This window comes from Sodaliphilus pleomorphus, from assembly GCF_009676955.1.
Taxonomy (GTDB): domain Bacteria; phylum Bacteroidota; class Bacteroidia; order Bacteroidales; family Muribaculaceae; genus Sodaliphilus; species Sodaliphilus pleomorphus.
On record NZ_CP045696.1, the window covers coordinates 741,790 to 763,115 of the forward strand.

Consider the following 21,326-nt stretch of genomic DNA (forward strand, 5'->3'; position numbering starts at 1 on the left):
TGTTTAGAAAGTTTAATTAGAAGTTAAGTTGAATACCTACTGAGATGTTCTTCATTGCAGGAGTGCCCACACCGGTGCGGCCACTGTTGTAGTTGCCGCTGTTGAACATCGACACGCCGCTCACCACCTCGGGATCGATAGGAAGCCCGCGCAGGTTGTCGTGGGTGAAGAGGTTCTCGGCTGCCACATAGAAGCGGGCCTTGCTGATGTAGGCCTTCTTGGTGATGCTTGCAGGCAGCGTGTAGCCCAGAGTGATGTTCTTGCAACGCAAGTAGGCCATGTTGAGCAGGTAACGGCTCTGCTTCTGCAAGTTGAAGCCTGTGTCGCTGCCGCCCATGTTCCAAGCTGCCGGATAGAAGGCGCCAGTGTTGTTCTCGGTCCAGTAGTCGCCGGCAATAGCCTGAGGCATTGCGCCGTCGCCGCAATTGTAGCCAGGAATGGCCAGGAAGCCCGAGCCCCAAATCTTGCGGCTGCCCACGCCCTGGAAGAAAATGGAGAAGTCTACACCATACCAGTCGGCACCCAGCCTGAAGCCATACTCATAGCGAGGTGTGGAGTTGCCTATCACCTTCTTGTCGCCGTGCTTCTCGACAGTGTTGTCGCCGTACCAGATGTCGCCGTTGCCGTCGAGATCCTTATATTTCACATCGCCGGGGCCAAAGTGGAACTTGCCCGACTCAAAGCGGTCCTGATACACGCCGTTGGGGTCGCTCAGCTTGTTGACCAGGCGTGCATCGGGGTGCTCGGCCAGTGTGGTCTCCTTGCCATGATAGGCATAGGTGGTCACGATTTTGCCGTTCTCGTCATACACGAAGTCGCTCTTCTGATAGAGGCGGTCGGTCTCATAGCCCCATATCTCGCCATAGGTCTTGCCATTGTACCAGCCATCGATATCACGGCCCGAGCCGTACTTGGTGATCGTAGACTTGGCGTCGCTCACCGTCACCATGGCGTTCAGGCCAAGGCCGTTGGCAAAGCGGTGGTTGAAGTCGACCTCAATCTCCCAGCCGCGGGTGCGGATGTTGCCAAAGTTGCCCATGGGCGCAGCAGCGCCGAAGGTATCGGGAATGCCCTCTTGAGGCACAAGCATGTTTTTGGTGTCGCGCTGGTACCAGTCGAAGATCACACCTATGCGGCCGTCCCACAGCGAGATGTCGGTACCCAGGTCGAGGGTTTCAATGTCTTGCCAAGTGATGTCGCCGTAAACCGACGAGGGTGTGCCCACATAGGTGAGTTTGGAACCGTTCTGGATCCAGCTGAGCTGGCCCTGGGCCATTGTGGAAATGTAGAGCGAGTTGCTCACCGACTGGTCGCCAATCTTGCCATAGCTGCCTCGCAGTTTCCACGAGGTGAGCACGGGCTTGGCCCAGCGCATAAAGGCCTCGTCGCCAACGCGCCAGCCCATAGAGAACGACGGGAACCAGCGCCAGCGCAAGTCTTTGGGGAACTTGGAAGTGGCATCATGACGCAGGTTGAACTCGAGCAGGTAGCGCTGCATCAAGGCATAGTTCACGCGGCCAAACCATCCCAGCTGGCCGTCCCAGTCCTTGGAGCCGCCGGCAGTCTGCGTGCCGCAGGTCTTGGAGAACGATGGGTGAAAGATGTCGGTCAAGTTGGTCACTTGCGACCAGTTGCTCTCGCTCTCCCAGTCTACACAGTTCATACCGAGCATGAGCTTCACGTTGTTGATGTCGTTGATGTCCCAGTTGTAGTCGGTGGTGATATTCCAGGTGTGTCGCTTGGCATTGATGGTGCTGCGATAGATGTGGTCGGGGTTGGCACCATTGCCGGTATATTGCATGTAGGGCATGTCCCAGGCAGCATAGGCGCCAGGAGTGCCGGCAGGCACAACCTCGCCGGCATCGTTCACATAGATCTGGTTGCCATCGGCGTCGAGGCGGGCCACATAGGCGCTGCCGCCTGCCCACGAGTTGTCCATGGTGAACTTGGTGCCCACCTTGTTCCACACTTCATCTTCGGCAGCATAGGTGTAGTCCACGTTCACGTGCCAATCTTTGGTGATGTTGAGGGTAGTACCCAGGCTCACGCTCAAGTAGGTGTCCTGCTTGTTGGCCGTGTTGGCATTCTTCATCTCGTTGTAAGGGCTGCGTATGTCGCGCCCCCACTCATCCTGGCCCATGGGATAGGTGGTGTCCCAACGGTAGAGGTAGAGCCACGGGTCGGCCGTGGTGCTGCTTGTGGCATAGGCATAGCGCTTGTTGCGCATGCTGTAGTTGAAGCCCGTGCGCACGGTCCAGTACTTGTTGATGTCGGTGCTGATGCGGGCCGATGCATTGTAGCGGCGGAAGTCGTCGTGCTTGGCCGGGCGAATCAGGCCGTTCTGGTCGAGATAGCCCAGGCCTATGCTGTAGCTCGTGCGGCCCGAGCGGCCGTTGACCGAGACGTTGTGGCTCATCGACGGTGTCCACTCGCGTATCATGTAATCGTAGGGATCAAAGATGCGCTTGGAGAAACGGTACTTGTTGTTGTCGAGATACCAATCGCGACCGTACACAAACGGGTCGTTCTTGCCAATCTTGCCGCCATAGGTGGCCTGCCACTCACGTGCCTTCTCGAGGCTCTCCTCGTTGACAAACCAGAAGGCGCCATACACCGTGCCACCGGCACGCTTCAAGGCATCGACACGATAGGCAATACCGTCGACACCGGCCATGTCCATCTTCTTGGAGATATTCTCCCAGGCAAAGTTGCCCGAGTAGCTCACGTCGACGTTGTCGGTCTTGGAGCCCTTTTTGGTTGTGATCAGGATCACGCCAAAGGCGGCCTTGGAACCGTAGATCGAGGAGGCAGCTGCGTCCTTGAGCACCGAGATGTTAGCAATGTCCTCGGGGTTTACGATCTGAATAGATGGAATCTCGACGTTGTCGAGCAAGATGAGCGGCTTGGAGCTGCCTGTGTAGGAGGCAACCTGGCCACGTATCTTGATTGTGGGGTCGGAGCCCACCTCGCCATTGGGGATGGTCACGCTCAGGCCTGGGGTGGTACCCTGCAAGCCGCGGCCCACATCGGGGATTTGACGGCCCACCAATGTCTTGTCGACGTCGACCGACGACACAGCGCCCGTCAAGTTGGCCTTCTTCTGCTGGCCGTAGCCCACCACGACCACATCGCCCAGCAGCTGGTTGTCGGGCACAAGTTTCACATTGGTGTCGTCGCCAGGATTCAGAATCAACGGCTTGTAGCCGATGTAGGAGATCTTGAGCTTACCCTTGCCGGTGGTTCTGAGTGAGAACCGGCCGTTGACATCGGTCATGGTGCCTCGCGTGGTCCCCACTTCGGAGACGCTGGCGCCAATCACAGGCTCGCCCTTGTCGTCGGTCACAGTACCTGTAACGATACCGGCCGAAGCATGGGACCCTTGTGGCTCGGGAGCAGCAGCATAGGCATAGCTTCCCATAGCACCACAAGCCAGAAATAGTGCTCCTATAAGAGCAAGTTTTCTTTTCATAGAGTACTTGGTTTTTGTTTGTTATACATTAAATTATTAATTAGTGAAAGCTGAAGTTTCATCCTGTGATGTAGTTCAACATCACAGTTTATCCAGAAAACGAAAACCCTAACGTTGCGAGTTGAGACACATGAGAAAGTGTGCGTGCGTGCTCGGCTCAAGCCTTAAAACATAGTTTTTGCGATCTCTGAAATCAATTCAACTCCAAAGTTAATGATTTTTTCTAAAATAGGTTCATCAAACTCAAAAAAATTTAAAAATTCCCTATTTTGCGTATCGCAAGGGGCACATGGGCACACTTGCACATGGCGGGGAGCAACGGGGTGCGTTTTTTACATTGTGTCACATTATTTAATCAACTTATATCTTCCTGGATTTTGCATTGTGAAGTTAAAATGTTAATTTTGCAATCGTAAAAAAACAGAAGTTGAAGCAACTATTTTATTATAAAATAAATTTATAAAATTTCTAATCATGGGATATTTAACAAATGACAAGCTTCTTATCGTCGGTGCTGGCGGTATGATTGGTTCCAACATGGTGCAGAGCGTTTTGATGCTCGGTCTCACTCCTAACGTATGCCTGTACGACATCTATGAGCCCGGTGTTCATGGTGTGTATGACGAGATACAACAATGCGCATTCCCCGGCGCCAACGTTACCTACTACGCTCCCGCAGTAGAAGACATGAACAATCCCGAGAAAGTTGCCGAGGCAGCCAAGAAGGCATTTACGGGTGCCAAATACATCATCTCGTCGGGCGGTGCTCCACGCAAGGCTGGCATGACCCGCGAGGATCTGCTCAAGGGCAACTGCAAGATCGCTGCCGAATTTGGCGACAACATCAAGAAATACTGCCCCGACGTTGAGCACGTGGTTGTGATTTTCAACCCGGCCGACGTGACCGCCCTCACGGCCCTCATCCACTCGGGCTTGAAGCCCAGCCAGCTCACCTCGCTGGCCGCACTCGACTCGACCCGTCTGCAGCAGGCCCTGGCTCACGAGTTTGGCGTGCAGCAAGACAAGGTGACCGGTGCACACACCTATGGTGGCCACGGCGAGCAGATGGCCGTGTTTGCCTCGCAGGTGAAGATCGACGGCAAGCCACTGAGCGAGATGGGGCTGAGCGCCGAGCGCTGGGAAGAGATCAAGCACATGACGGTGCAAGGCGGCAGCAACATCATCAAGCTGCGTGGCCGCAGCTCGTTCCAGAGCCCTGCCTACTGCGCTGTGAAGATGATTGAGGCTGCCATGGGCGGCGAGAAGTTCACTCTGCCTGCAGGCTGCTATGTGAACCACGACAAGCTGGGCTTCAAGAATGTGATGATGGCTATGCCGTCGACCATCGACAAGACGGGCGTTCACTTTGTTGAGCCCACTGGCACCGAGGAAGAGCTCAAGAGCCTCCAGGCTTCTTACGAGCACCTGTGCAAGATGCGTCAAGAGGTTATCGACCTCAACATCATTCCTCCTGTGGAGAAATGGACCGAGATGAACCCCAACCTCTAAATTGAGACACGACTGCCCCCCACACATCATTTAGGGGCTGCCGAAAGATACCGAGCGGGCTGCTCCATCGCAATTGCGGGAGCAGCCCGTTTTTTTTCTTGTGTGCACCAGCCGAGTGCCCGCGGCAAGCTCAAGCGTGCAGAAACAAAAAAAAATTTTCCAGCCGCCACGATTGCAGCGGCTGGAAAAAACGTGAATGAGTGGGGGCAATTGTCACGCTATCAACACACGCGTTTGCCGGCGAGATAGTGGGCCTGCACAATAGGTGTGGTATAGGCATAGGGGATAAAGGCCAGCGATGGAATGGGCTTGGTGACGACAAAATTGGCCACCTTACCCACGGCAATGCTGCCGTAGTCGCTGCTCAAGCCCATGGCATAGGCACCGTTGAGGGTGGCGGCGTTGAGCGCCTCGGCAGGCTGCAAGCGCATCTTGACGCAAGCGAGCGACACGGCAAACTTCATGTCGCCCGACGGTGTCGACCCTGGATTGTAGTCGCTGGCAATGGCCACGCCCAGCCCGGCGTCGATCATCTTGCGGGCCGGGGCATAGGGCATGTTGAGGAAAAACGATGTGCCAGGCAACACAGTGGGCGATGTGGCGCTGTCGCGCAGCAGCTCGATGTCGGCACCGGTCATGCTCTCAAGGTGGTCGACCGAGAGGGCATTGTGGCTCACGGCCACCTCTACCCCGCCGCTGGCAGCCAGCTCCTGCCCGTGAATCTTGGCTCTCATGCCATAGCGGGCGCCGGCATCGATGATGCGGGCCGTCTCGGCAGGAGTAAAGAAGCCCTCGTCGCAGAACACGTCGACATAGTCGGCCAGGTGCTCGGCAGCCACTGCCGGTATCATCTCGTCGACCACCAGGTCGACATAGGCCGACTGGCGGCCGGCATAGTCGCGCCCCACAGCATGGGCGCCCAGGAAGGTCGACACCACCTTGAGGGGAGCATCGCGCTTGATGCGCTTCACCACACGCAGCATCTTGAGCTCGTCGGCCGTGTTAAGGCCATAGCCGCTTTTGATCTCGATGCAGCCAGTGCCCTTGGCCACCACCTCGTCGATGCGCTGCATGGCTTGGGCATAGAGCTCGTCGGCACTCATGTGATGCAACCTGTCGGCACTGTTGAGGATGCCGCCGCCGCGGCGGGCAATCTCGGCATAGGACAAGCCGTTGATTTTGTCGACAAACTCCTGCTCGCGGCTGCCGGCATACACCAGGTGGGTGTGAGAGTCGCAAAACGAGGGCAACACAGTGCCGCGACGGGCATCGACCACCTCGTGAGCGCTCACCGAGAGGTCGCGCTCGAGCCCGAAGTCGGCAATGCGGCCGTCGTCGACAAGCAAATAGGCATCGTGGATGCAGTCAAACTCGGCCATGTCGGCGCCGCACTTGCGTGCCAGGCCCGGGACACGGGTGATGCCGGCAAGCGTGGCAATGTTATAGACGAGTAAGCGGCTCATGGCGCAAGAACTGTATTGACTTCTCGATGTGTGGATACATGAGCTGGTCGATGTCGATGAAGGGCACTATCTTGCGGTAATCGTCGTGAATGCGCATGATGGCCGGCGACGAGCGCAGTGGCTTGCGGAAGTCGAGCGCCTGGGCGGCGTTGAAGAGCTCGATGGCCAGCACTCGCTCGGTGTTGTCGACCACTGCACGCAACTTGAGCGCGGCGTTGGCGCCCATACTCACCAGGTCTTCCTGGTCCTGGCACGAGGGGATGTTGTCGATCGACGAGGGCATGGCCAGTGTCTTGTTGAGGCTCACCACCGATGCAGCCGTGTATTGCGTGATCATGAAGCCGCTGTTGAGTCCAGGCTTGGCAACCAGGAAGCTGGGCAGGTCGCGCAACCCCGACACCAGGCGGTAGATGCGGCGCTCGCTGATGTCGGCCAGCTCGCTCATGGCTATCGACAAGAAGTCCATGGGCAGGGCGATGGGCTCGCCGTGGAAGTTGCCGCCCGAGATGATGAGGTCGTCGTCGGGGCACACGGTGGGATTGTCGGTAGCCGAGTTGATCTCGATGTCGATAACCGAACTCACGTAGCGTATCGTGTCTTTCACAGCACCGTGCACCTGCGGCACGCAGCGGAACGAGTAGGGGTCTTGCACGTGGCTCTTGGGGCGGTCGATGAGCTCGCTGCCCTCGAGCAGCTCGCGCACAGTGCTGGCCGTCTCTATCTGGCCACGGTGAGGACGCACCTGGTGCACAGCGTCGAAGAAGGGGTCGATGCGCCCGTCGAAGGCGTCGAGCGACATGGCGGCAATCACGTCGGCCCACTGGCTCAGGCGCTCGGCGTTGATGATGGCCCACACGGCCTGCGCGCTCATGTTCTGGGTGCCGTTGAGCAGGGCAAGGCCTTCCTTGCTGGCCAGCTCGATGGGTGCCCAGTTCATCTTCTTGAGCAGCTGCTCGCCGCTCATGACCTTGCCGTCGACCTCGACCTCGCCCAGGCCCACCAGTGGCAGGCTCATGTGGGCCAGCGGCACCAGGTCGCCCGAGGCGCCGAGCGATCCTTGGGCATAGACCACGGGCACGATGTCGGCGTTGTACATGTCGATGAGACGCTGCACGGTGTCGAGCTTGCAGCCCGAGTAGCCGTAGCTGAGCGACTGCACCTTGAGCAGCATCATCATCTTCACAATGTCGGCAGGCAGGCGGTCGCCCACGCCGCAGGCATGCGACTTGATGAGGTTGATTTGCAATTGCGACAGCTGGTCCTTGCTTATCGACACGTTGCACAGCGATCCAAAGCCGGTGGTTACGCCGTAGATGGGAGTATCCTCGCGCTTGATGCGATCGTCGAGATAGGTGCGGCAGCGCTCTATGCGGCGACGGGCGTCGTCGCTCAGCTGCAGCTTGTAGTGGTTGTACACGATCTCGCCTATACGCTCGATCGAGAGATGGTCGTTGCTGATATAATGTATATGTTCCATGTGTTTTTAAATAGGAAAATCGGTGTGTGCGGCACAATGACTGCTGCCCAAAGAGCGTGTGCACGCACACACACGACTAATTAAAATTTAAAATTATTAATAAGGTCATCATCGACCAGGTTGGGCATGGTGACTGTGAGTTGGGGCGTGCGTTGCATCTCGCGGGTAATGGCGTCGATCGAGCCCTTGTTGCGAGCCCACGAGCGACGTGCGATGCCATTGTTCACGTCCCAGAAGAGCATCATCTTGATGCGGCTGTCGCACTCAGGAGTGCCATCGATAACCATGCCGAAGCCGCCGTTCACGACTTCGCCCCAGCCCACGCCGCCGCCATTGTGCAAGCTCACCCACGTGGCACCGCGGAAGGAGTCGCCTATCACGTTCTGCACGGCCATGTCGGCACAGAACTGCGACCCGTCGTAGATATTGCTGGTCTCGCGGAAGGGCGAGTCGGTGCCCGACACGTCGTGATGGTCGCGCCCTATGACCACAGGGGCCGAGATCCTGCCCTCGGCGACAGCCTTGTTGAAGGCCTGTGCAATGCGGGTGCGACCCTCGCAGTCGGCATAGAGGATGCGGGCCTGAGAGCCCACCACCAGGTGGTTGCGGCCAGCCTGCTCTATCCAGTGCAGGTTGTCGGCCAGCTGGCCGTGTATGTCGGCAGGGGCATGGCTGAGCATGTCGGTCAGTATTTGGGCCGCGATGCGGTCGGTCGTCTCCAGGTCGCGCGGGTCGCCCGAGGAGCACACCCAGCGGAAGGGGCCGAAGCCGTAGTCGAAGAACATGGGGCCCATGATGTCTTGCACGTATGACGGGTAGCGGAAGTGCTTGTCGTCGAGCATGACGTCGGCACCGGCGCGGCTCGACATGAGCAAGAAGGCGTTGCCATAGTCAAAGAAATACATGCCACGGGCCGTGAGGCGGTTGATGGCAGCCACCTGGCGGCGCAGCGAGGCAAACACCTGCTCCTTGAAGCGGTCGGGGTCGTCGGCCATCATGCGCTTCGACTCCTCGAGCGAGAGCCCCACGGGATAGTAACCGCCGGCATAGGGGTTGTGCAGCGAGGTCTGGTCGCTGCCCAGGTCGACGCGTATGTTTTCGTCGGCCAGGCGTTCCCACAGGTCGACGATGTTGCCCACATAGGCCATCGACACCACACGATGCTCGGCCACAGCCTTGCGCACGGCGGGAATGAGCTCGTCGAGACTCGTGTGCAGCTCGTCGACCCACCCCTGGTCGTAACGCTTCTGGGCTGCCAGGGGGTTGATTTCGGCCACCACGCTCACCACGCCGGCAATGTTGCCAGCCTTGGGCTGAGCGCCCGACATGCCGCCCAGTCCCGACGACACAAAGAGAGGGATGCGGTGCTCGGGGTTGTCGCCCATCACCCGGCGGGCAGCATTGAGCACGGTGATGGTGGTGCCATGCACGATGCCTTGCGGGCCTATATACATGTAGCTGCCAGCCGTCATCTGCCCATACTGGCTCACGCCCAGGGCGTTGTCGCGCTCCCAGTCGTCGGGCTTGCTGTAGTTGGGTATCACCATGCCGTTGGTCACAACCACACGGGGTGCATTCTTGTGCGAGGGGAACAGGCCCAGCGGGTGGCCGCTGTACATCACGAGGGTTTGCTCGTCGGTCATCTCGCTCAGGTATTTCATCACCAGGCGATACTGAGCCCAGTTTTGAAACACAGCGCCGTTGCCGCCGTAGGTGATGAGCTCGTGTGGATGCTGCGCCACAGCCGGGTCGAGATTGTTCTGTATCATCATCATGATGGCAGCTGCCTGGCGTGAGCGGTGGGGATACTCGTCGATGGGACGGGCATACATCTTGTAGCGGGGTCTGAAGCGGTACATGTAGATGCGCCCATAGGTCTTCAACTCATGGGCAAACTCGGGGAGCAGCGTTGCGTGCATCTCGCGAGGGAAGTAGCGCAGAGCGTTGCGCAGGGCCAGTTTCTTTTCCTCGGCAGTGAGTATGTCCTTGCGCTTGGGCGCATGATTGATGTCGGGGTCGTAGGGCTGCGGCTCGGGCAGCACCTTGGGGATGCCGGCGCGCACGTCGGCCTGAAATTCTTGTAAGGTCATGTTGTCGATATTTTGAAGTTTGGGTTTTAAAGTTTGCTGTTCACAAGGCTCAAGATTTCTTGCTCGGCATCATTGGCCTGGGCGATAAGAGCTTCGGCCTGGGCGATGAGGTCCTGGGCCACTGCGCGGTCGTTGAGCGAGGCTGCGTTGATTTTAACGTTGAGACCGGCACCTATCACAGCCGCACGTGCAGCCAGGGCACCCACGCCGGCATCGCTCAAGCTGCTCTGCATGCCAGTCTCGACCATGGCCTTGCACACCTCGAAGACGCGCATGGCCTCTTGCATGGTGTGCAGGGGCACCTGTGCGGCATAGAGCGTGGCAGCCTGTATGGCCTGCGTGCGAGCCTGCTTGTCGGCCTCGGTGGCCTTGGGCAAGCCAAAGGCATCCATGAGCTTGTTGAACGAGAGCGTATCCTCGTCGACCAGGTGCAGCAGGTTGGCGGCAATAGCCTGTCCCTTGTCGGCCCAGTCGCTGAACTCCTTCCAGCGGTCGTCCCAGCCGCGCTTGTGGCTCGACAGGTTGGCCACCATGGCACCCAGGGCGGCACCCAGGGCCCCCATGTAGGCAGCTATCGACCCGCCGCCCGGGGCTGGCGACTCGCGCGAGGTTTCGAGAGCAAAGTCCTTGACCGTGAGGTCGACGAGCTTGGGGCTCTTGTCCTCGTCCTCAATCATGTACTCTATCACTTTCTCACGAGGGTTGAAAGGCTTGAGGTCGTCGAGCCCCATCGACTTGATGGCGATAAACACGAGGTCTTCCTCGGGAATGCCGGTGGAGCGGTGCTGCTTCTCAAGGAAGTAGCGCCCGGCATCTACGAGCGCGCGCTTGGGAATGAGGCCCACAATCTCGGTACCCGTCACACGCACGCCGCGGTTCTGGGCACAGCGGCACACCTCGTCGAAGGCCACATGCAAGGGAGTTGTGTCGATGTCGGTGATGTTCATCGACACCTGGGCTATCTTGTACTCATCGATGTACCAGCCTATAGCCTTGGTGGCTTTCAAGGTGCCAGGCTGCATGACGGTGTGGCCCTGGTCATCTTTCACAACCTTGCCTGTGAGCGAGTTGCCCTCGCGCACGGGGCGACCTTTCTCGCGCACGTCGAATGCAATGGCATTGGCCCTGCGGGTAGAGGTGGTGTTGAGGTTGAAATTGGTGGCAATCAAGAAATTGCGAGCACCCACCGCAGTGCATCCCGTGCGTTCCATGTGCTCATCGACGGCTCGGGTGCCAAAGTCGGGCTGGCGGCCCGGGGTGGTGAGCTTCTCGTGCAAAGCCTCATACTCGCCCCTGCGGCACACGGCCAGGTTGCGGCGTTCGGGGGTGAAGGCAGCAGCCTCGTAGCAGTAGCACGGTATGAGCAACTCGCTGGCAATGCGCTTGGCCAGGTCACGGGCCAGTTGTGCACACTCGTCGAGCGTGATGCCAGCCACGGGAATGAGTGGCAACACGTCGGTAGCACCCATACGGGGGTGGGCGCCGTGATGCTGGCGCATGTCAATCAGCTCGCCAGCCTTCTTCACTGCCAGGTAGGCTGCCTCGACAACGGCTTGCGGAGGGCCCACAAAGGTGACCACAGTGCGGTTGGTAGCCTCACCGGGGTCTACATCGAGCAGTTTCACGCCCTCGACCTGGGTGATGACGCCAGTGATTTGATTGATAACGTCCATGTTACGCCCCTCGCTGAAGTTGGGCACGCATTCCACGAGTTGTTGCATCTTGTTCATAGTAATGAAAACGTATTAAAAGGTTTATCAAAAATAGTTGTCTGTGTTTAGATGACAAATGTAGCAAAAATTTGTCAAGAACGACGCACATTTCTCCCCAAAAATCGCTTTGGCGATGTGCGGCAATCCACACGGGGGCGGCTTTTTGGCAAAATATAGGATTTTTGCTACCTTTGCGGCACGAAACAACAAGATTGCAACAATTTCATTCAAGCCAGAAAACAAAAATACAGAGAGATGAAAATCAAGTCGGCCGAATTTGTCATCAGCAACACCGATTTCCGCAAGTGCCCCGCGGGCAACCGCCCAGAGTATGCCTTCATCGGGCGTTCCAATGTGGGTAAATCGTCGCTCATCAACATGCTCACAGGTCGCAACGGCCTGGCCAAGACCTCGTCGACCCCCGGAAAGACACTGCTCATCAATCACTTCATGGTCAACAACGAGTGGTATATCGTCGACCTGCCGGGCTACGGCTATGCCCGTCGCGGCAAGGAGCAGCGCGAGCAATTGCGGCACATCATACAGACCTACATACTGGGGCGGCAGCAGATGACCAACCTCTTTGTACTGGTCGACAGCCGCCACGAGCCCCAAGCAGTCGACATGGAGTTTATGAACTGGTGCGGCGAGCACAACGTGCCCTTCAGCATCGTGTTCACCAAGATGGACAAGCTGGGCCGCGATGCCGGCCAACGCAACATCGAGGCCTACAAGCAGCAACTGGGTGAAACCTGGGAGGAACTGCCGCCCATCTTCATCACCTCGAGCCAAGACGGGCGCGGGCGCGACGAACTGCTCGACTACATCGACAGCATCAACAAGCAACTGAAGTGAAATTTTGAGCCACACCCGCGATTTACTGCGTCAATATCTCCTGCAAGATTTTGAAAATACGGGCAAATAGTGGTATCTTTGTATGATGCTTTCACTGGCACAGCTGCCAGCGGGAGCACACTACACTCACGCATAGACAAGAATTCTTTAAAACTCGCATATCGATATGTTTATCATTGGCATTGCCGGTGGAACCGGCTCGGGCAAAACCACAGTGGTGCGCAAAATCATGAAACGCCTCCCCAAGGGCGAGGTGGGCATCATCTCGCAAGACTCATACTATAAAGACTCAAGCCACGTGCCTGCCGAGGAGCGGCAGAACATCAACTTCGACGAGCCGGCAGCCTTCGACTGGACACTGCTGCTCGAGCACCTGAAACAACTCAAGGCAGGCAAAGCCATAGAAATGCCCACCTATGATTACCTCACCTGCTCGCGCCAGAAGGAGACCGTGCACATGGAGCCACACGACGTGGTGCTCATCGAGGGCATCCTGGTATTCAGCGACCCGCGCCTGCGCAAGATGATGGACATCAAGGTCTTTGTCGACGCCGATGCCGACGACCGGCTCATACGCGTGATTTCGCGCGACTGCATTGAGCGCGGCCGCACGCCCAAGATGGTGATCGACCGCTACGAGAAAGTGCTCAAACCCATGCACCAGCTCCACATCGAGCCCGCCAAGAAATATGCCGACATCATCGTGCCCGAGGGCGGTCACAACGAGGTGGCCATCAACCTGCTCACCGACTACATCAAAAGCCGCCTGAGCAAGCACGAGACCGACAAATAAGGAAAAACGCAGAAAAGCATGAAGCTACCCTGGTCACACAACAATAGCCACAGCGCCGCAACTCAAGCTGGCAAGCCTGCCGAGCCACAACCCGCGGTACAGGGCCACGACGACACTGCCCCCGCCAGCGCCGGCAGCGAGGAGCAACGCCTGGAAGCCACACTCATGGCCCAAGAGCGCGAGAAAGAGGCTGCCCTGGTGCAAGAGGAGCAACAAGAAATTGCCCAGCACGAGGCTGCCACAACCACCACCGGCCACGGCAAGGCAGGAAAGACAAAAAAGAAAACCAAGGAAACCGTAGCCATGCTGTACAAGGCTGGCGAGGAAGGCAATCTCGTGCTGCGCACCGACAACCTGGTGAAACGCTATGGCAACCGCACCGTGGCCAACCACGTGTCGATCAACGTGCGACAGGGCGAAATCGTGGGACTGCTGGGACCCAACGGAGCCGGCAAGACCACAACATTCTACATGACAACCGGCCTTGTGACCCCCAACGAGGGACGCGTTTTCCTCAACAACATCGACATTACCCGCCTGCCTGTGTACAAGCGTGCCAAGCTGGGCATAGGCTACCTGCCGCAAGAGGCATCGGTGTTCCGCACGCTCACAGTTGAAAACAACATACGCCTTGTGCTTGAGATGACCGGCCAGTCGGCCCAATACCAAAAAGACAAGTTGGAGGAGCTCATCGCCGAGTTCCATCTCGAGAAAGTGAGGAAAAACCTGGGCAACCGCCTCTCGGGCGGCGAGCGGCGGCGATGCGAGATAGCGCGTTGCTTGGCCATCAACCCACGTTTCATCATGCTCGACGAGCCGTTTGCCGGCGTCGACCCCATCGCTGTCGAGGATATTCAGAGCATTGTGTATCACCTCAAGTCGAAGAACATAGGCATCCTCATCACCGACCACAATGCGCCCGAGACACTGAGCATCACCGATCGTGCCTACCTGCTCTTTGAGGGCAAGATTCTGTTTCAAGGCTCGAGCGAGGAGCTGGCCGAGAACCCTGTGGTGCGCGAGAAATATCTGGGTCGCAACTTCGTCTTCCGCCGCAAGAACTTCGACGACATGTAGAGCTGCCCTGCACAACACACACCGTGTAGAGCCCCCCCACCATCAGCCAGTCACTAAACCGGCTGCCTGTCGAGCAGGCGGCCTGCCCACACACAGAGTGCCGCTACCGCCAGCGCACTGCACAACGCCAGCACAGGAAAATGCCCCGCAGCCGGCACGCCAAGCTTGTTGAACACTTCGAGTTGCAGCAAGCCGTGCTCAGCGAGATAGTAGGCAATCACCACCATCGAGTTGTTGAGCGCATGAGCCATAATGGGCACCCACAGGCTGCGCGTCCACACCATCAGGTAGCCCAGCCACATGCCCAGCACCATGCGTGGCACAAAACCGAAAAACTGCATGTGGAAAGCGCTGAACAGCACCCCTATGCCTATCACAGCCACATGGCGGTTGATGGGGCGGTCGATGCACAAGCCCAGCAACGAGCCACGGAAGAAAGTCTCCTCGCCAATGGCAGTAATCACGCCCACCACCATCACCATGGCCAACATCATGGGCAGCGAGTTGCCCTTGAGCAAGCCGGTAGTAGCCTGCTGGGCCACATCCTCATAGTGCCGCAGCGTGTGCTCCACACCACTCATGCCCGCAGGAAAAGAGATGTGGGCATTCCAGTCGACCAGGTAATTCATGGCAGGTATCGACACCACATACATAACCACCACCACCGCCACAGCCGTCCATGTGGGCGCCACATCGTAGCGCAAGTCGTGCCACGGCCTGCGAGTGAACAGCCAGGCACACAGCACGGCGGGCAGGAAAAAGGCTATGCCGTTTTGCAACACCTGCACCACGAGCACCATGCCCTTGCTGCCGGCACCTGGCACTCGAGCCGTGACCACAGCAATGGCCGAGGCAATGCACAGGCCTAAAAACATGGCGAAAATCACCATCAATATCTTAGCGTTGAATTTCAAGGCAGTATTTCCCATACGCAAAAAAGTGAACATAAGGATTTAAATAAAAGAGATTGCTCGCCACCACTTTGTGCCCCCTCGCTAACGCATGCTCTCGGGGCGAGAGAAAGGCTGCCGGCCGTGATGGTCGATGCCGCCCTTGTTCACTCCTGGCTTGGGAGCATACATGCGCTGCGGGGTCACTGGCCGGGCTGGCGGCAGCTGCGGCATGGCGCCAGGCGGTTGCGACTGCCCGGGCCGACGGGCATTCTTGTTGGGCGAAATGAACTCCTGGGCACCAATGTAGCCGAAATCAGGAAGACTCAAGTGGGTGCGCAACAACTGGATACTGTCGACAAAAGCCGCACCCTGGGCACGCATGTCGTAGCGCAGGTAGCCATACACACGGTCGACCACGCGACCCGTGTCGGTCTGCAAATCCATGGTGAACCAGCCTGTGGCCGAGGTGGTGCGGTTCATAAACGAGGTTGACCCGTCGGCATAGTCGACGGCAAGCAGGATGTTGAAATCGTTGCCAAAGGCCAGCAGCTTCATGTTGAGCTGGTAGCGGTCGCCGCTCTTGTACTCGGCATCGGGCTCCAGGTCAAACTTGATGTAGCCGCAGTTCATGCCCGGAAAAATCATGTACAGGGCGTCGCCCTTCCACACGTTGGCCGTGTCGCCCTTGGCGCCATAGCGCTTGTGGGCCTCGGCCACCCCCGAAGCTTGTGCCGTACCGGGGCCGTACTGGCCCGCAACGACCGTCCCGCTCATGCCGGCCTGCTTCTGCAACTTCTTCTGCTCATCGCTCAGGCGGTCGATCACCTTCTTGTACACCTTATCGTAGGTTTCGATGTTGTGGGCATACCACACGAGCGAGGTGTCGTAGTCGGCCTGAGTGATGTGATACTTGTTGAATACGGCCTGCTTCATTGACTGCCGCGACGAGTCGGAGTCAAACTCATCGGGATGGTTGTCGATATAGGCCTGAGCCTTGTAGATGTCGACAAGCAAGTCTTCCATCTTGCTCTCCTTGATGATGCCGCTCGGGGCCTTGTCGCAGGCAGTGAAGCCCGCGGCAAGCGCAAGCAACAGCAACAATATGTAGCCCAGCCGCTTCACTCGGTAGTGTCGTTTACAGCCTGATGGGCAGCATCGTCGCTTGTGCTGGAGTGATGCTTGTTGTCGCCAGCCAGATACTTGCTGTAGAACAGGATGAGCGTGATCACGCTCACACTCAGGCAAGCATCGGCAAAGTTGAAGATGGCATTGAAAAACTGGAAATGCCTGCCCCCTATGCCTGGCATCCATTGCGGCCAGTCCCACTCGGCAATGGGGAAATAAAACATGTCGACCACCCGGCCATTAAACAGACTCGTGTAGCCGCCCTCGGGCGGAAAGAGCTGAGCCACGGCGGGTGCGGCAGGATCGTTGAAAATCACGCCGTAGCCTATGCAGTCGATAATGTTGCCTATGGCTCCGGCCGCTATCAAGGCAATGCAGGCCACATAGCCCTGCGGCAAGTCGGCCCTGCGGCGTATGCGGTACAAGTAGTAGATGACCAGCGCGGCCACAATGATGCGAAACCACGTGAGGAAGAACTTGCTGCCAAATTCCATGCCCCAGGCCATGCCGTTGTTTTCGATAAAAAGCAGGCGGAACCACTCGGTAATCCTGTACTCCTCGCCATAGAAGAAGTGGGTCTTCACCCACACCTTTATGGCTTGGTCGACGATGATCACCGCCACAATGATGATTGCAGCAAGCGTGCCGTTGGAGATGCGATGTTTCATCAATCAGTCGTTATCTTCTCCTCAGCTTCTGCTGCTGCTCGATTTCCTTGCCCTCGACCGAAAGTGTGGTGTGAGGCACAGCCATGAGGCGCTCTTTGGGAATGAGCTTGCCCGTGACGCGGCATATACCGTAGGTCTTATTCTCGATGCGCACAAGTGCGCCTTGCAGCTTTTTGATAAACTCCATTTGGCGTTGCGCACGCTGGCTGGCCTCTTCTTTCTCGAGCGTTGAGGCACCTTCCTCAAGCACCTTGAAGGTGGGCTGGCTCTCATCGGTCATGATGCGCGACTTGAGCAGCTCATAGTTTTGCTTGGCAGTCTCTATCTTTTCAAGAATCAATTTTTTGAATTCCTGAAGTTCCTCATCAGAATACCTGGTTTTTTCGGGAGTATCACTCATAGTTTTCTGTCCTTTCTTGTTTCAGTAATTGGTTGAATGGTGTGTTCAATTGATATAATTTGACTTGGGCAAGGGGCGCAAGGTTTAACAGCGCCCCTGCTACAAGTCGATTTTTATCAAAAAAACGATCACAATTCTAAGCCTTCTCGACAGCCACATTGAGCCGGTAGTCGTCCATGTCAAGCTCGATAGCCTCGTCGGGGCTCACAGGCTCGACAGTGACACTCACGGCCAGCACCTGCTTGGCGATGTAGCCGGCAAACTGCTCGACGGCAGCCTTGCAATTGTCGTTGGGCTCGATCTTCACCACAATTTTGTCGGTGATGTCGAAGTTCTTGCTCTTGCGCACATTCTGGATGCGGTTCACAAGCTCTCGTGCCGTGCCCTCTTGCTTGAGCTCGGGAGTGAGCTGGATGTCGAGAGCCACAGTGAGACTGCCCTCGTTGGCCACGAGCCAGCCTGGGATGTCCTCGCTGATGATTTCAACATCGGCCACGTCGACCACAGCCTGCTGGCCGTTGACCTCGAGCGTGATGCTGCCCGATTGCTCAAACTTGTTGATGGCATCCTGCGAGAGCGACGTGAGCTTTTGGGCCAGGCCCTTCATGATCTTGCCGTATTTCGGGCCCAGGGCCTTGAAGTTGGGCTTGATGCGCTTGACAAGCACGCCGGCATCGTTGCCCACATAGCGTATTTCCTTCACGTTCACCTCATTGAGGATCAAGTCGGCTACAGCCTCGATGGTCTCCTTCTGCCTGTCGTTGAGCACAGGTATCATGATGGCCTGCAGGGGCTGACGCACCTTGAGTGCCTTCTTGCGACGCAACGAGAGCACCATCGACGTGATTTCCTGGGCGATGTGCTGACGCTCCTCGAGCACCTTGTCGATGAGCCCGTCACAAGCCTCGGGATACTTGGCCAGGTGCACCGAGGTGGTGCTGCCAGTGAGGTCGCGATAGAGCTGGTCGCTGTAGAAGGGTGCAAACGGAGCCATGAGCAGCGACACCGTCTTCAAGCACTCGTAGAGGGTCTGGTAGGCTGCCAGCTTGTCGGTCGTCATGCCGCCGCCCCAGAAGCGCTTGCGGTTGAGTCGCACATACCAGTTGCTCAAGTTGTCGCCCACAAAGGCTGAGATGGCACGTGTGGCCTTGGTGGGCTCGTAGTCGTCGATATCGGCGGTGACCTCGGCCACCAGCGAGTTGAGCAGCGAGATGATCCAGCGGTCTATCTCGGGACGCTCCTCGACGGGCACTTGAGGTGCCGACGGGTCGAAGTTGTCGACGTTGGCATAGAGGGCAAAGAACGAGTAGGTGTTGTAGAGGGTGCCGAAGAACTTGCGCGACACTTCCTCGACGCCAGCCTCGTCATATTTCAGGTTGTCCCACGGAGAGGAGTTGCTTATCATGTACCAGCGCACAGCATCGGAGCCGTATTTCTCGACCTGGTCGAAGGGGTCGACGGCGTTGCCCAGGCGCTTGCTCATCTTGTTGCCGTTTTTGTCGAGCACCAGGCCATTGCTGATGACACTCTTGAAGGCCACGCTGTCGAAGACCATCGTGGCGATGGCATGCAGCGTGAAGAACCAGCCACGGGTCTGGTCGACACCCTCGGCAATGAAGTCGGCCGGGTAAAACTCGCCCTTGTCGATGAGCTCCTTGTTCTCAAACGGGTAGTGAAGCTGGGCGTAGGGCATCGAGCCACTGTCGAACCACACATCGATCAAGTCGAGCTCACGCTTCATGGGCTTGCCCGTGGGCGAAACGAGGATGATGTCGTCGACATAGGGGCGGTGCAAGTCGATCTTGTTGTAGTTGGCCTCGCTGTAGTCGCCTGGCACAAAGCCCTTGTCTTTGTAGGGGTTGCTGTGCATGAAACCGGCAGCCACCGATTTTTCAATCTCGTCCCACAGCTCCTGGACCGAGCCTATGCATTTCTCCTCGCCGTCCTCGCTGCGCCATATAGGCAGCGGAGTGCCCCAGTAGCGCGAGCGCGAAAGGTTCCAGTCGTTCAAGTTCTCGAGCCATTGTCCAAAACGGCCAGTGCCTATGTGTGCGGGTTTCCAGCGTATGGTCTTGTTGAGTGCAATCATGCGGTCGCGACAAGCGGTGTCCTTGATAAACCAGCTGTCGAGCGGATAGTAGAGAATGGGCTTGTCGGTGCGCCAGCAGTGCGGATAGTTGTGCACATGCTTCTCCATTTTGAAGGCAGTGCCCGCTTGCTTCATGCGCACGCACATGTACACGTTCAGGTCCTCGGCCTTGTTGGAGGCTGCCTCGTCCCACTTGCCGTTGACGGTGAACTGCGGGTCGTAGGCATTCTTCACCCAGCGGCCTTCATACTCCTTGTAGAGATCGACATCGACAAAGTTTTTCACAAAGTCCTCGTCGAGGTCCTCGAGCTTGAAGTACTTGCCGGTGAAGTCGACCATGGGGCGTGTCTCGAGCTTCTTGTTGATCATGAAGAGCGAGGGGATGCCGGCAGCGCGGGCCACATTGGCATCGTCGGCACCAAACGTGGGGGCAATGTGCACAATGCCCGTACCGTCATCGGTGGTCACGTAGTCGCCAGGAATGACACGGAAGCCGTTGTCGTTGCCCACGATCTTGTCATCGATCTTGTCGACAGGTTTCACCCAGGGGAAAAGCTGCTGGTAGCGCATGCCCACCAGGTCGCTGCCCTTGAACTCGGCGATAACCTTGTAGGGGATCACTTTGTCGCCAGGCTTGTAGCCGCTCAGCGGCTTGTCCTTGCCCTCGGGCTTGAAATAGGCATCGACACGGGCCTTGGCCATGAGATAGGTGGCCGGGCGGCCGCTGTAGGGGTTGAAGCTCTCAAGCGCCACATAGTCGATCTTGGGGCCCACGCACAGGGCGGTGTTGCTGGGCAGTGTCCACGGCGTTGTGGTCCATGCGATAATCTCGATGTCGTCCCAACCCTTGTCGACCTTGCTCAAGAGCTCTTGCACCACCTTGTTGTCGTCGTGCTTGACGGTGAACTGGGCAGTTACCGTCTGGTCCTTCACATCGCGGTAGCATCCAGGCATGTTCAGCTCGTGGCTGCTCAAGCCGGTGCCAGCGGCAGGAGAATAGGGCTGAATGGTGTAGCCCTTGTAGAGCAGGCCCTTGTTGTAGAGTTGCTTGAGGAGCCACCACAGGGTCTCGATATAGCTGTTTTTGTAGGTGATATACGGGTCCTTCATGTCGACCCAGTAACCTATCTTGCGAGTGAGGTCTTCCCACTCCTTGGTGTATTTCATCACCTCCTTGCGGCAGGTGGCATTATACTCGTCGACGCTTATTTTCTTGCCTATGTCTTCCTTGGTGATGCCAAGCGACTTCTCCACGCCGAGCTCCACAGGCAGCCCGTGGGTGTCCCAGCCAGCCTTGCGCAACACCTTGTAGCCCTTCATCGTCTTGTAGCGGCATATGATGTCCTTAATCGAGCGAGCCAGCACGTGATGAATGCCGGGCATTCCGTTAGCACTTGGTGGACCCTCGTAGAAAACGAAGGTGGGAGCGCCGTCGCGCTCCTTGATGCTCTTGTCGAACACGTTCTCGGCGTCCCAGCGCTTCAGCACTTCCTTGTTGACGTCGGAGAGATTGAATTTGTTGTATTCCTTAAACTTCATAAACCTAAAAATTTGAGCGCCATGCAGGCTTTGGAGCCACCGCTGGCGCGGCCCTGAGGCCCGTGACTTGCATCACTCTGATTTTTAATGTGCAAAGATAGTAAAAATCCATGAGTTTACCCACCAGCCCGATTTATATTTTATTTTCCCGCCCGCAGCTTGCAATT

General features: G+C 57.4%; 14 protein-coding genes. 4 read left to right on the top strand and 10 right to left on the bottom strand.

What is annotated here, in order from left to right; genetic code table 11:
• Positions 1–16 precede the first annotated feature (16 nt).
• Entirely contained in the window at positions 17–3,469 is a 3,453-nt protein-coding gene (locus tag GF423_RS03055; protein WP_154326993.1) for a SusC/RagA family TonB-linked outer membrane protein, read from the bottom strand.
• A 474-nt stretch (positions 3,470–3,943) separates the two neighbouring features.
• Here GF423_RS03055 and GF423_RS03060 point away from each other — a divergent pair, with 474 nt between their 5' ends.
• Entirely contained in the window at positions 3,944–4,978 is a 1,035-nt protein-coding gene (locus GF423_RS03060) for a malate dehydrogenase (RefSeq protein WP_154326994.1), read from the top strand.
• 221 nt (positions 4,979–5,199) lie between these two features.
• Here GF423_RS03060 and hutI read toward each other — a convergent pair whose 3' ends face one another.
• From hutI to ftcD, 4 genes are all read right to left on the bottom strand, one after another.
• On the bottom strand, positions 5,200–6,441 hold the full coding sequence (gene hutI, locus GF423_RS03065) for an imidazolonepropionase (RefSeq protein ID WP_154326995.1): 1,242 nt from the start codon (positions 6,439–6,441) through the stop codon (positions 5,200–5,202).
• A complete protein-coding gene (gene hutH / locus GF423_RS03070) occupies positions 6,419–7,918 on the bottom strand; it encodes a histidine ammonia-lyase (protein ID WP_154326996.1) in 1,500 nt (499 codons plus the stop codon). Before hutH ends, hutI begins: the two co-directional genes overlap by 23 nt.
• Before the next feature lie 80 nt (positions 7,919–7,998).
• Positions 7,999–10,008: a urocanate hydratase gene (locus GF423_RS03075; protein ID WP_154326997.1), complete on the bottom strand. Its 2,010-nt coding sequence runs from the start codon at positions 10,006–10,008 to the stop codon at positions 7,999–8,001.
• A gap of 26 nt (positions 10,009–10,034) precedes the next feature.
• Complete coding sequence (ftcD, locus tag GF423_RS03080; protein ID WP_154326998.1) at positions 10,035–11,738, bottom strand: glutamate formimidoyltransferase; 1,704 nt, start codon at positions 11,736–11,738, stop codon at positions 10,035–10,037.
• Positions 11,739–11,975: 237 nt separating this feature from the next.
• Here ftcD and yihA point away from each other — a divergent pair, with 237 nt between their 5' ends.
• From yihA to lptB, 3 genes are all read left to right on the top strand, one after another.
• Complete coding sequence (gene yihA / locus GF423_RS03085; protein ID WP_154326999.1) at positions 11,976–12,575, top strand: ribosome biogenesis GTP-binding protein YihA/YsxC; 600 nt, start codon at positions 11,976–11,978, stop codon at positions 12,573–12,575.
• Between the two features lie 166 nt (positions 12,576–12,741).
• On the top strand, positions 12,742–13,368 hold the full coding sequence (gene udk / locus GF423_RS03090) for a uridine kinase (protein ID WP_154327000.1): 627 nt from the start codon (positions 12,742–12,744) through the stop codon (positions 13,366–13,368).
• A 303-nt stretch (positions 13,369–13,671) separates the two neighbouring features.
• Complete coding sequence (gene lptB / locus GF423_RS03095) at positions 13,672–14,445, top strand: LPS export ABC transporter ATP-binding protein (protein WP_154328964.1); 774 nt, start codon at positions 13,672–13,674, stop codon at positions 14,443–14,445.
• A gap of 53 nt (positions 14,446–14,498) precedes the next feature.
• Here lptB and GF423_RS03100 read toward each other — a convergent pair whose 3' ends face one another.
• The 5 genes from GF423_RS03100 to ileS all read right to left on the bottom strand — a co-directional run bounded on the left by GF423_RS03100 (position 14,499) and on the right by ileS (position 21,159).
• Complete coding sequence (locus GF423_RS03100; RefSeq protein WP_206113343.1) at positions 14,499–15,374, bottom strand: CPBP family intramembrane glutamic endopeptidase; 876 nt, start codon at positions 15,372–15,374, stop codon at positions 14,499–14,501.
• Between the two features lie 66 nt (positions 15,375–15,440).
• Positions 15,441–16,460, bottom strand: coding sequence for a DUF4296 domain-containing protein (locus GF423_RS03105; protein ID WP_154327002.1), 1,020 nt, complete (start codon positions 16,458–16,460; stop codon positions 15,441–15,443).
• Positions 16,457–17,131: a lipoprotein signal peptidase gene (locus tag GF423_RS03110; RefSeq protein ID WP_154327003.1), complete on the bottom strand. Its 675-nt coding sequence runs from the start codon at positions 17,129–17,131 to the stop codon at positions 16,457–16,459. The genes GF423_RS03105 and GF423_RS03110 overlap by 4 nt, the downstream gene beginning before the upstream one ends.
• A 10-nt stretch (positions 17,132–17,141) precedes the next feature.
• Complete coding sequence (locus tag GF423_RS03115) at positions 17,142–17,531, bottom strand: TraR/DksA family transcriptional regulator (RefSeq protein ID WP_154327004.1); 390 nt, start codon at positions 17,529–17,531, stop codon at positions 17,142–17,144.
• A gap of 136 nt (positions 17,532–17,667) precedes the next feature.
• Positions 17,668–21,159, bottom strand: a complete 3,492-nt coding sequence (gene ileS, locus GF423_RS03120; RefSeq protein ID WP_154327005.1) for an isoleucine--tRNA ligase — start codon at positions 21,157–21,159, stop codon at positions 17,668–17,670.
• Positions 21,160–21,326 lie beyond the last annotated feature (167 nt).

What these genes read in the sequence shown, in the direction of transcription:
- GF423_RS03075 (WP_154326997.1), bottom strand. Translation starts at nt 10,008, where the DNA reads ATGACCTTACAAGAATTTCAGGCCGACGTGCGCGCCGGCATCCCCAAG.
- udk (WP_154327000.1), top strand. Translation starts at nt 12,742, where the DNA reads ATGTTTATCATTGGCATTGCCGGTGGAACCGGCTCGGGCAAAACCACA.
- GF423_RS03100 (WP_206113343.1), bottom strand. Translation starts at nt 15,374, where the DNA reads ATGGGAAATACTGCCTTGAAATTCAACGCTAAGATATTGATGGTGATT.
- lptB (WP_154328964.1), top strand. Translation starts at nt 13,672, where the DNA reads ATGCTGTACAAGGCTGGCGAGGAAGGCAATCTCGTGCTGCGCACCGAC.
- GF423_RS03115 (WP_154327004.1), bottom strand. Translation starts at nt 17,531, where the DNA reads ATGAGTGATACTCCCGAAAAAACCAGGTATTCTGATGAGGAACTTCAG.
- GF423_RS03110 (WP_154327003.1), bottom strand. Translation starts at nt 17,131, where the DNA reads ATGAAACATCGCATCTCCAACGGCACGCTTGCTGCAATCATCATTGTG.
- ftcD (WP_154326998.1), bottom strand. Translation starts at nt 11,738, where the DNA reads ATGAACAAGATGCAACAACTCGTGGAATGCGTGCCCAACTTCAGCGAG.
- hutI (WP_154326995.1), bottom strand. Translation starts at nt 6,441, where the DNA reads ATGAGCCGCTTACTCGTCTATAACATTGCCACGCTTGCCGGCATCACC.
- yihA (WP_154326999.1), top strand. Translation starts at nt 11,976, where the DNA reads ATGAAAATCAAGTCGGCCGAATTTGTCATCAGCAACACCGATTTCCGC.
- ileS (WP_154327005.1), bottom strand. Translation starts at nt 21,159, where the DNA reads ATGAAGTTTAAGGAATACAACAAATTCAATCTCTCCGACGTCAACAAG.
- GF423_RS03060 (WP_154326994.1), top strand. Translation starts at nt 3,944, where the DNA reads ATGGGATATTTAACAAATGACAAGCTTCTTATCGTCGGTGCTGGCGGT.
- GF423_RS03055 (WP_154326993.1), bottom strand. Translation starts at nt 3,469, where the DNA reads ATGAAAAGAAAACTTGCTCTTATAGGAGCACTATTTCTGGCTTGTGGT.
- hutH (WP_154326996.1), bottom strand. Translation starts at nt 7,918, where the DNA reads ATGGAACATATACATTATATCAGCAACGACCATCTCTCGATCGAGCGT.